Here is a 9,295-nt window from a genome sequence, read left to right as displayed (position 1 = left end):
TGAAGGGATGCAGTAATGAAGGTCGAAGTCCTCACCCCCTCGTGCAACCTCGACACCGTCCGCGATGGGCGCGGCGGGATTTTCACCTGGGTACCGCCCGAACCCCTGCTGGAGTTCAACCTGATCTACATGCACCCCGGCAAAGTGCGCGGCCTGCACTACCACCCGCACTTCGTGGAGTATCTGCTGTTCGTGGAGGGCAACGGCGTGCTGGTGACCAAGGACGACCACGAGGATCCGGACTGCCCGGAGGAGTTCATCCACGTGTCCAAGGGCATCTGCACGCGCACGCCGATCGGGGTGATGCACACCGTGTACTCGATCACCCCGCTGACGTTCATCGCCATGCTGACCAAGCCGTGGGACGAGTGCGATCCGCCGATCGTGCAGGTGGCGCCGCTGCCGCACACCTTGGAAGGCAACGGCGCGTGAGCCGGCCCGGGCGCCGAAGTGGACGCGGCGTACAGGCGCGATGGCGCATGCCCGCGGCGGCCGACGCGCACGCCGGAAAGGACTGCGTGTGAACCGATTACGTGTGGCCGTGGTCGGCGCCACCGGATACGTGGGCGCCGCGCTGGTCGACGCGCTCGCGAGAAGCGGTCGGTGGGAGGTGGTGGCGGTGGCACGCGCCGACCATGAACGTCACCGCGCGGCCGGTCGCTACGACGTGCTGATCAATACCGCCTGCCCGTCGAAAAGGTTCTGGGCCGAGCATCATCCGGACGCCGACCGCCAGGAGACGGTGGACAAGACGCGCCTGCTGCGCGAGCAGTGGGACTGGGACCGGTTCGTGCAGATCAGCAGCATCTCCGCGCGCACCCAGCTGGACACCGTCTACGGCCGCCATCGCGCGGAAGCCGAGCAGATGTGTTGCACGCCGGACAGTCTCGTCGTGCGGCTCGGTCCGATGTACGGCGGGGACTACCGCAAGGGCGTGCTGGCGGACATGGCCGCCGACCGTCCGGTGTTCGCCAGCGGCCGCTCGCGCCAGAGCTTCGCCCCGGTGGAGTGGTGCGCCGACTGGATCGCCGCCCACCTCGAGGACACCGGCCTGCGTGAGGTCGGCGCGCGCACCACCGTCACGCTGGCCGAGGTGCGCGACGCGGTGGGCTCACGCTCGGAGTTCGCCAAAGATCATGTCGACGACCAGTTCCCGATCACCGCCACCGGCCCGGACTGGCCGGAGGCGGCGGCGGTGATCGACTGGCTGGCCGGGCGGAGGGTCAGCGGTGTGCGGGCGAACTGAGGCGATGCCTGCTGGGGCGCAGATACTTCTCCGCGCACAGCACCAGCAGGAAACGCACGCTGGTCGCGACGTCGCGGGTGCGCATCTTGGACGCGCCCGCGGTGCGGTTGAGGACGTGGATCGGCACCTGCTCGATCCGGAACCCATTGGCGGCGAGAATGTAGAGACTTTCGAAGAAGAAGGAGTACCCGGTCGAACGGACACGATCGAAAGCCGCCACCGGAACGGAGTCCAGCCGGTAGTATCGGAACGCACCGGTGGCATCGTAGGGCATCCGCAGCAGTGTCACGGTGAGGAAATGCCCGACCCGGGTGAGGACCTTGCGGAAGGGAGTCCAGTCGGCGAGGCTGTCCTCTTTCAGATACCGCGATCCGACCACGACGTCGAAACCGGCCGCAGCGGCGCGCAGCGCCGGAAGATACGACGGCGGATGCGCGAAATCGGAATCCATCGTGATGATGTGCCGATATTCTCGCGCGTAGGCCCAGCGAATTCCGGCCTGGTGTGCGGAGCCGACGCCTTGGCGCCCGGCCCTGTGCAGCACGTGGATGCGGGGCGCGTGCTGTCGGGCCAGCTCATCGAGCAGATCTCCGGTTCCGTCCGGGGAGTTGTCGTCGACGAACAGGACATCGAAATCGGTGCCTTGTTCCAGGATCTGAGCGAGCAACGGGCCTACGTTGCGACGCTCGTTGTACGTCGGAATCATTACCAGAGTTTTTTCGGAGGCCGCGCTCATGCAATCGAATTCTAATACCGGCGGCGACCGAAAGATAGGTATTGCCCGCTTTTTGGCCACCGGTTAGTCTCGGGGTTGGAGGTTTGATGAGAAAGGCGCTGATAACCGGTATCACCGGCCAGGACGGGTCTTATCTGACGGAATTCCTGTTGCAGCAGGGATATGAGGTGCACGGGATTATCCGGCGTGCGTCGAATTTCAATACAGACCGGATAGATCACCTGTATCCCGATACGCATTCCCAACGCCGGCTGTTCCTGCACTACGGGGATCTGATGGATTCCAGCAGCCTCAACCGGATCCTGGAGGACGTGCGCCCGGCGGAGATCTACAACCTGGGCGCGCAGTCGCACGTGCACATCTCGTTCCAGATCCCGGAGTTCACCGCCGAGACCAACGCGATCGGCACGCTGCGCATCCTGGACGCCATCCGCAAGACCGGCATCGCCACTCGGTTCTACCAGGCTTCGTCCTCGGAGCTGTACGGCGGACTGCACGATGTGGCCCTCAGCGAGGACACGCCGTTCCATCCGCGTTCGCCGTATGCCGTGGCGAAGCTGTACGCGTACTGGATCACGGTCAACCATCGCGAGGCCTACGGGATGTACACGGTCAACGGCACCTTGTTCAATCACGAATCACCCCGGCGTGGCGAGGTTTTCGTCACCCGCAAGGTGACACGCGGCGCGGTGCGCATCGCGCAGGGCAAACAGGACAAGCTGTTCATCGGCAATCTGGACGCCCGCCGGGACTGGGGATACGCCAAGGAGTACGTCGAGGCGATGTGGCTGATGCTGCAACAGCCCGAACCCGACGACTACGTGATCGCCACGGGCGAGACGCACAGCGTGCGCGAGTTGTGCGAGACCGCCTTCTCCGCCACGGGAGTCGAATTGATCTGGGAAGGAACAGGTTTGGCGGAGAAGGGAATCGACCGGCGCACTTCGCGGGTGCTGGTCGAGGTGGATCCGACCTATTTCCGGCCCGCCGAGGTGCATCATCTCACCGGAGACCCGAGCAAGGCGCGCGAGAAGCTCGGGTGGGCGCCCCGCACGAGTTTCACCGAACTGGTCGAGTTGATGGTCGCCCACGATATGGAGAACGTGTGACGCAAGCAGTGGCGGTGCAGGGTTGCCGGGTGTGCGGGAACACCCGGCTCGAGACGGTGGTCGACCTCGGCACGATGGCGCTGACCGGGGTGTTCCCGGCCACCGACCCGACCGAGGTGCCGCGCTACCCGTTGGAGTTGGTGCGCTGCGTAGCCAGCGGCAGCGAGGAATGCGGGCTGGTGCAGTTGCGCCACACCGCCGACTTCGACGAAATGTATTCTCCCGGATACGGATACCGCTCCGGACTGAACAAATCGATGATCGACCACCTCGCCCACCGGGTGGCGCGGATCCGGCAGCGGGTGCCGTTGTCGCCGGAGGATGTGGTGATCGACATCGGCAGCAACGACGCGACGCTGCTGCGCGCCTACCCCGAAGGGTCGGCGACGATCGTGGGCATCGACCCGCTGGGGGAGAAGTTCCGCCGGTTCTATCCGCCGCATGTGCGGCTGGTGACCGGGTACTTCACCCGCGAGCTGGTCGAATCGGCGTTGGCGGGGCGACGGGCCAAGGTGATCACCTCGATCGCCATGTTCTACGACGTCCCCGCGCCGCTGGAGTTCATGCGCGCGGTGTACGACAGCCTCACCGAAGACGGTATCTGGGTGCTGGAGCAGAGTTATCTGCCCGCGATGCTGGCCACCACCTCCTACGACACGATCTGTCACGAGCACCTGGAGTACTACACCCTCGACCAGATCGAATGGATGGCGCGGCGCTGCGGCTTCGTGGTGCTCGAGGTGGAACGCAATGCCGTCAACGGCGGCAGCTTCGCGCTCACCTTGGGCAAACGGGGCGAGCCCTCGCCTGCCGATGCCGCCGCGCTGGATCGCATGCGCCAGGAGGAGTCCACGCTGGGGCTGCACACCGCGCGGCCGTACGCGGACTTCGCCGAACGAGTCGACCAGCATCGCGAACGGGTCCGCGACTTCTTCGACCGCTCCCGCGAGGCGGGCCTGCGCACGCTCGGTTACGGAGCCTCCACCAAAGGCAACGTGGTGCTACAGCACTGCGGGATCGGCCCGGAGGATCTGACGTGCATCGCGGAGGTCAACGACGACAAATTCGGCAAGTTCACCCCGGGCAGCGCGATCCCGATCGTGTCGGAGGCACGAGCCCGCGAGCTGGCCCCCGACCAGTTCTTCGTACTGCCCTGGCATTTCCGCACGATGATGCTGGAGCGCGAAAGCGCCTTCCGCGCGGCGGGCGGGCGGCTGGTGTTCCCGCTGCCGGAGCTGGACGTGGTGTGAGATGACCATCGTCGTCACGGGCGCGGCCGGGCAGGACGGCACCCTGCTGTCGGACCTGCTCACCGCGCGCGGTGAGCGCGTGCTGCGGATCGGCCGCGACGGCCCGGTCGACATCACCGACGCGGCCGCGGTCGAGGAGCTGATCACCGCCGCGCGCCCCGCGCAGGTGTATCTGCTCTCAGCGGTGCAGCACTCCTCGCAGGACGACCACGGCGACCCGCGCGAGCTGGCCCGCGCCTCGCACCGGGTGAACACGCTGCCGGTGCAGCATTTCGCGGAGGCGATCGATCGTCACCGGACGGGCACGCGGCTGTTCTACGCGGCCTCCTCGCATGTCTTCGGCTCCGACGGCGCCGCGGTGTGCGACGAGAACAGCGGGCTGCGACCGGACTCGATCTACGGGGTGACCAAAGCGGCGGGCCTGCTGGCCTGCCGCGCCTACCGCGCCCGCGGTGTGTTCGCGGCCGCGGGAATCATGTTCAACCACGAATCACCGTTGCGGGCCGAGAAGTTCGTCACCCGCAAGATCGTGCGCGCCGTCGCCCGGATCCAGCGCGGTGAGACCACCACGGTGGAGGTGGGCAGGTTGGACGCCGGCGCCGACTGGGGGTACGCGCCGGACTACGTCGAGGCGATGACGCGCATCCTGGCCCTCGACGAGCCGGACGAGTTCGTCGTCGCCACCGGCGAACACCACACGGTCGCGCAGTTCTGCGCGGCGGCGTTCGGCATGGCCGGACTGGACTGGAACGACCATGTCCGCGAACGTTCCTCGGTGCTCACCCGCAGCAGGCGACCGCTGGTGGGTGACGCGACGAGGCTGCGCGAGCGGACCGGGTGGCGCCCTTCGGTGGACTTCCACGGCATGGTGCGCGCCATGCTCGTCGCCGAGGGCGTGCGCCCGGCGGAGCAATCGAGGCCGGTACGCACCGGCGGAACGGATGGATGACGTGCCATTGAACGACGAGAATGTCCTCGCCGCCCACTTGATCTCCGTCGCCGACGGCGTCTACGAGGAGACCGCCGCGCGGATCGGCGAGATCGGCACCGAGGCGGTCGCCGACGCGGTGCTGAAGGAGATCGCCTGGCGCGCGAACTACGGATCCCGGCCGGGGCAGCCGGTCACGGCGGTGTTCGAGCTGACCCACGAGGGCAAACAGCTCGACTATCTGCTCACCTTGGGCGCCGAGGAGCCCGCGATAGCTCCAGGCTCCCTGGAGGATCCGTGGCTGGTGGTGCGGCAAGATCTGGTGGAGTTGCTGCGTGCGGTCTACGGCCCGCCCGACGCGGCGCTCGGCACACGCGCCATCGCGATCAAGGACGAGCCGGGGCCGGGCAGTTTCGCACCCGACGACCCGTGGCGGCTGGCCCGCGACGCCGCCGCGGTCGCCGCCGACGGGATCGTCACCGCCTGCCGCCCACAGCATTACGACCTCAACGCCCTGTCGCTGCACTTCGGTTCGGACAAGTGGGGCGGGCACTGGTACACCCAGCACTACGAGCGGCATTTCGCGCCGCTGCGCGACAGCCGCGTACGCATCCTGGAACTGGGCATCGGCGGCTACACCGCACCCGATGTGGGCGGCGCGTCGCTGCGGATGTGGAAGCAGTACTTCCGCCGCGGGCTGGTGTTCGGGCTGGACTACTTCGACAAGTCCGGCATCGCCGAGCCGCGCCTGCAACCGCTGCGCGGCGATCAGGGCGACGCGACGTTCCTCGACGAGCTCGGCAGCTCACTGGGCCCGTTCGACATCATCATCGACGACGGCAGCCACATCAGCGGTGACGTGATCGCCTCGTTCCGGGCGCTGTTCGCGCACCTGCGGCCCGGCGGGCTGTACGTGGTGGAGGACACCCAGACCTCCTACTGGTCGGGCTGGGGCGGCAGCAGCACCGCCACCGACGACCCGGCCACCAGCATCGGTTACCTGAAAACCCTGGTGGACGCCTTGCACCACCAGGAATTCGAGAAGGAATCCGGCCGCGCGACAGGCCCTTTCGACGACTGGATCGGGGCGCTGCACTTCTACCACAACATCGTGGTCGTCGAAAAACGCCGCAACGCCGAGCAATCGGCTCCATCATGGGTGCCTCGGCACACCAATCCGATGGAGTGGATGAAGCCGAAGGAGTGATCGGATGAAGTTTCTTGTCGTGCCGGTGCCCTCGTCGGGCCACCTGCTCGCGATGGTGCCGTTCTGCTGGGCGCTGCGGCTGGCCGGGCATGACGTGCTGGTCGCCTCGCGCGACGACGTGACGGCCACCGCGCTGCGCTCGGGGCTCAACGCCGTCGAGATGACCGCGCTCAACGTGCCCATGGACCAGTTGCGCACCCAGGTGAATCCGGGCATGTTCCCGCTTCCGCTGTTCGCCGACCGCGACCTGTCCAGCGGGCAGGGCCTGTGGCAGATCGCCGCGCAGAACTGGCACAACCATGCCCGCCGATACCTCGAGGCGTTCGCCGAGGTGGCCACCGACTGGCAAGCGGAGGTGATCCTCACCGACCCGCTGGCCACCATCGGCCGGGCGCTCGGCGCGCAACTGGATCTGCCGGTGCTGGTGCACCGCTGGGGCATCGACCCCACCGGCGGGCCCTTCACCGAACGCACCGCCGCACTCGCCGCCGAAGCGGGCACCCGGCTGGCCGACCCGGTCGCCGTGCTCGACATCTGCCCACAGCGGCTACAAGCGCCCGACGCCGCGCCGGGCACCCCGCTGGGCTACGTCCCGTTCAACGGCACCGGCGCGCTGCCGCCGTGGCACCGCAACGAGCACGGCCGCAAGCGGATCGCGGTGTGCATGGGCGGCAGCACGCTGGGCCTGACCGGTCCGCGGCCGCTGGAATCGGTCCTCGCGGCGCTGGCCGACATCGACGACGCCGAGGTCGTCGTCGCACTGTCGGCATCCGACCGGGCCACCGTCGGCGAGCTGCCCGGGCATGTCCGGGTCGTGCAGGAGGTTCCGCTCAACCTGTTCCTGCCGAGCTGCGATCTCTTGGTGCACCACGGCGGCTCGACCACCGGCCTCACCGCGGGCTGGTTCGGGTTGCCGCAACTGGTGCTGCCCCAGATGTTCGACCAGTTCGACTACGCCCGCGGCCTGGTGCGCAGCGGGGCCGGGCTGGCCGCCGAGACCCCCGCGAGCCAAGGCGACATCGACGCGCTCACCACCTCGATCCGCACGCTGCTGCGCGAACCCGGATTCCGCGCCGCCGCCGAACAGATCGGCGCAGACCTGCGCGCCGCACCCACCGCGGGCGACGTGGTGTCCCAGGTGGTTCCGCTGCTGACCGGGCACGCCACAGCAGCGACCAGATAGACCATCCGCGCGGCCCGGACCGGGCGGCGCGGGAACCGAAAGCCGTAGGTTGCAGATGATATCCAGGACATGGACCACGTTCCGTGGTTCGCTCGACTACTTCGCCGCGATGTACGCGGTGTTCGTCGTCGGCATTCTCGTCCCCGTCGTGATGATCGTGCTCTCGCTCACCGGCCTTCCCGGACCGGTGACCGCCGTGCTCGGCGTCGTGTGCGCGGTGGCGCTGTTCGTGCTGTTCGTGCCGACGGTGCCCGCCGAGTGGCGGGAGGTGGTGCGCAGCAAATCGATCGTGGTGCGGGTGTTGTGGAGCGTGGCCATCCTGCTCGTGGTCGCGGTGCTGGCCCGGTTGACGCAGTTCATCCTCGACGCCGACAACGTCGACGCCTCACTGTCGGCCGACGACGAGTTCCTGGTCGAGAAGACCCACCTGTCCGGTTACATCAGTGGCGCGCTCATGGCCGAACACGACCCCGCGAGCCTCTATGACCGCCACCGCTACGAATCACCCCAGGCGGATTCGATCCTGCCCGCGGTGACGCCGCAGGATCGCGACGCCTACCTCTACCCGCCGCCGTTCCTACTGCTGCCTCGGTTGCTGCTGCTGTTCAGCCACGACTTCGCCACGCTGCGCGCGCTGTATTACTCGCTGTACGTGGCGATCGTGCTGGTGGCGATGTTCGCCATCGCCCGCTGGGTCGGCGGCAGGCAGGGCGGGGTGCTGGCGGCGCTGACCCCGGTGGTGTGGCTCAGCCTGCCGACCCTGGCGACTTTGCAGATCGGCAACATCCACGTGCTGGTGCTGTATGTCGGCGGGGCGGGCGCCATGGTGCTGTTCCATCTGCGGCGCAATATCTTCGGCGGCGCGGCGCTGGCGTTCGCGATCATCGCCAAGGTGTCCCCGGCGATCCTGCTGGTCTATCTGCTGGTTCAGCGGCGCTGGCGGCCCGCGGTGTGGACCGCGGTGTTCGGCGTGCTGTATTCACTGGCCACGCTGGCGATCTTCGGCTGGGAGCCGTGGCGGCAATTCCTGTCCGACGGCACATGGCAGCGGCTGGCCAGCGGGGAGTTCCACCAGTTCGTGCTGGTGGAGCGAGCCAATCAGCTGGTCAATTATTCGCCGTTCGGGCTGCCGTACAAGGCGAACATCATGGGCTGGGATATCGGCGATCCCGTCGGGCCCGCTCGCGTGATCACCAATATCTACACGTTGTTGCTGTTGATCCTGGTGGCGGTTACCGCGGTCCGTATCCACCGGCGGCTGTCGGCCGGGGCGGAAGGGCCGCGGGTGCGCGCCGAGCAGCTGGCCATCTGGCTGGCGGTGCTGACGCTGGCGTCGTTCCGCGCTCCGTTCGGGCCGTGGGTGTACATCGCGGTGGGCGCGGTGTGGATGCTGGCGGTGTATGCCGGGCTGATGCGCGGTGGCAAACGCACCGTCGCTGTGCTCACGGTGGCCTGGCTGATCGTCGCGGTCTACAACGAGAACGTCTACTTCACGCTGGTGGCGCAGACGGTCATCTACGTCGCCTGCTTCGTGGTGGCCTGGCGGGCGAGCACGGGCACCGATCCGGAACCCACGCCGCCGCAGGAAGACACTCCACAAACCGAACGGGTCGGCGCGGCATGAGCGGTCAGGCCC

General features: G+C 67.7%; 9 protein-coding genes. 8 read left to right on the top strand and 1 reads right to left on the bottom strand.

Annotation, left to right across the window (positions count from 1 at the left end; genetic code table 11):
- Window positions 1–15: 15 nt before the first annotated feature.
- A complete protein-coding gene (locus ACGF7Y_RS22795) occupies window positions 16–432 on the top strand; it encodes a hypothetical protein (RefSeq protein ID WP_040867020.1) in 417 nt (138 codons plus the stop codon).
- Between the two features lie 88 nt (window positions 433–520).
- On the top strand, window positions 521–1,246 hold the full coding sequence (locus ACGF7Y_RS22790; RefSeq protein WP_393236592.1) for an NAD-dependent epimerase/dehydratase family protein: 726 nt from the start codon (window positions 521–523) through the stop codon (window positions 1,244–1,246).
- Here the strand turns inward: ACGF7Y_RS22790 and ACGF7Y_RS22785 are convergent.
- The gene (locus tag ACGF7Y_RS22785) at window positions 1,224–1,952 is read right to left on the bottom strand and encodes a polyprenol monophosphomannose synthase (protein ID WP_357044323.1); all 729 of its coding nucleotides are present in this window, start codon (window positions 1,950–1,952) and stop codon (window positions 1,224–1,226) included. The genes ACGF7Y_RS22790 and ACGF7Y_RS22785 overlap by 23 nt on opposite strands.
- Window positions 1,953–2,068: 116 nt before the next feature.
- Here ACGF7Y_RS22785 and gmd point away from each other — a divergent pair, with 116 nt between their 5' ends.
- From gmd to ACGF7Y_RS22755, 6 genes are read left to right on the top strand one after another with little or no spacing between them, the layout of a single operon-like run.
- On the top strand, window positions 2,069–3,091 hold the full coding sequence (gmd, locus tag ACGF7Y_RS22780) for a GDP-mannose 4,6-dehydratase (protein WP_393236591.1): 1,023 nt from the start codon (window positions 2,069–2,071) through the stop codon (window positions 3,089–3,091).
- On the top strand, window positions 3,088–4,341 hold the full coding sequence (locus ACGF7Y_RS22775) for a class I SAM-dependent methyltransferase (RefSeq protein WP_393236590.1): 1,254 nt from the start codon (window positions 3,088–3,090) through the stop codon (window positions 4,339–4,341). The genes gmd and ACGF7Y_RS22775 overlap by 4 nt, the downstream gene beginning before the upstream one ends.
- A gap of 1 nt (window position 4,342) precedes the next feature.
- Window positions 4,343–5,290 (top strand): GDP-mannose 4,6-dehydratase, encoded by a 948-nt coding sequence (locus ACGF7Y_RS22770; RefSeq protein WP_393236589.1) that lies wholly within the window; start codon window positions 4,343–4,345, stop codon window positions 5,288–5,290.
- A 1-nt stretch (window position 5,291) separates the two neighbouring features.
- Window positions 5,292–6,476, top strand: a complete 1,185-nt coding sequence (locus ACGF7Y_RS22765) for a class I SAM-dependent methyltransferase (protein ID WP_393236588.1) — start codon at window positions 5,292–5,294, stop codon at window positions 6,474–6,476.
- Between the two features lie 4 nt (window positions 6,477–6,480).
- The gene (locus ACGF7Y_RS22760; RefSeq protein WP_393236587.1) at window positions 6,481–7,659 is read left to right on the top strand and encodes a nucleotide disphospho-sugar-binding domain-containing protein; all 1,179 of its coding nucleotides are present in this window, start codon (window positions 6,481–6,483) and stop codon (window positions 7,657–7,659) included.
- 55 nt (window positions 7,660–7,714) lie between these two features.
- On the top strand, window positions 7,715–9,283 hold the full coding sequence (locus ACGF7Y_RS22755; RefSeq protein WP_393236586.1) for a glycosyltransferase family 87 protein: 1,569 nt from the start codon (window positions 7,715–7,717) through the stop codon (window positions 9,281–9,283).
- Window positions 9,284–9,295: the final 12 nt, after the last annotated feature.

It is taken from the genome of Nocardia sp. NPDC047654, assembly GCF_043205035.1.
Taxonomy (GTDB): Bacteria; Actinomycetota; Actinomycetes; order Mycobacteriales; family Mycobacteriaceae; genus Nocardia.
Note: the sequence above shows the minus strand (reverse complement) of the source record. Positions and strands in the feature narration are given on the sequence as shown.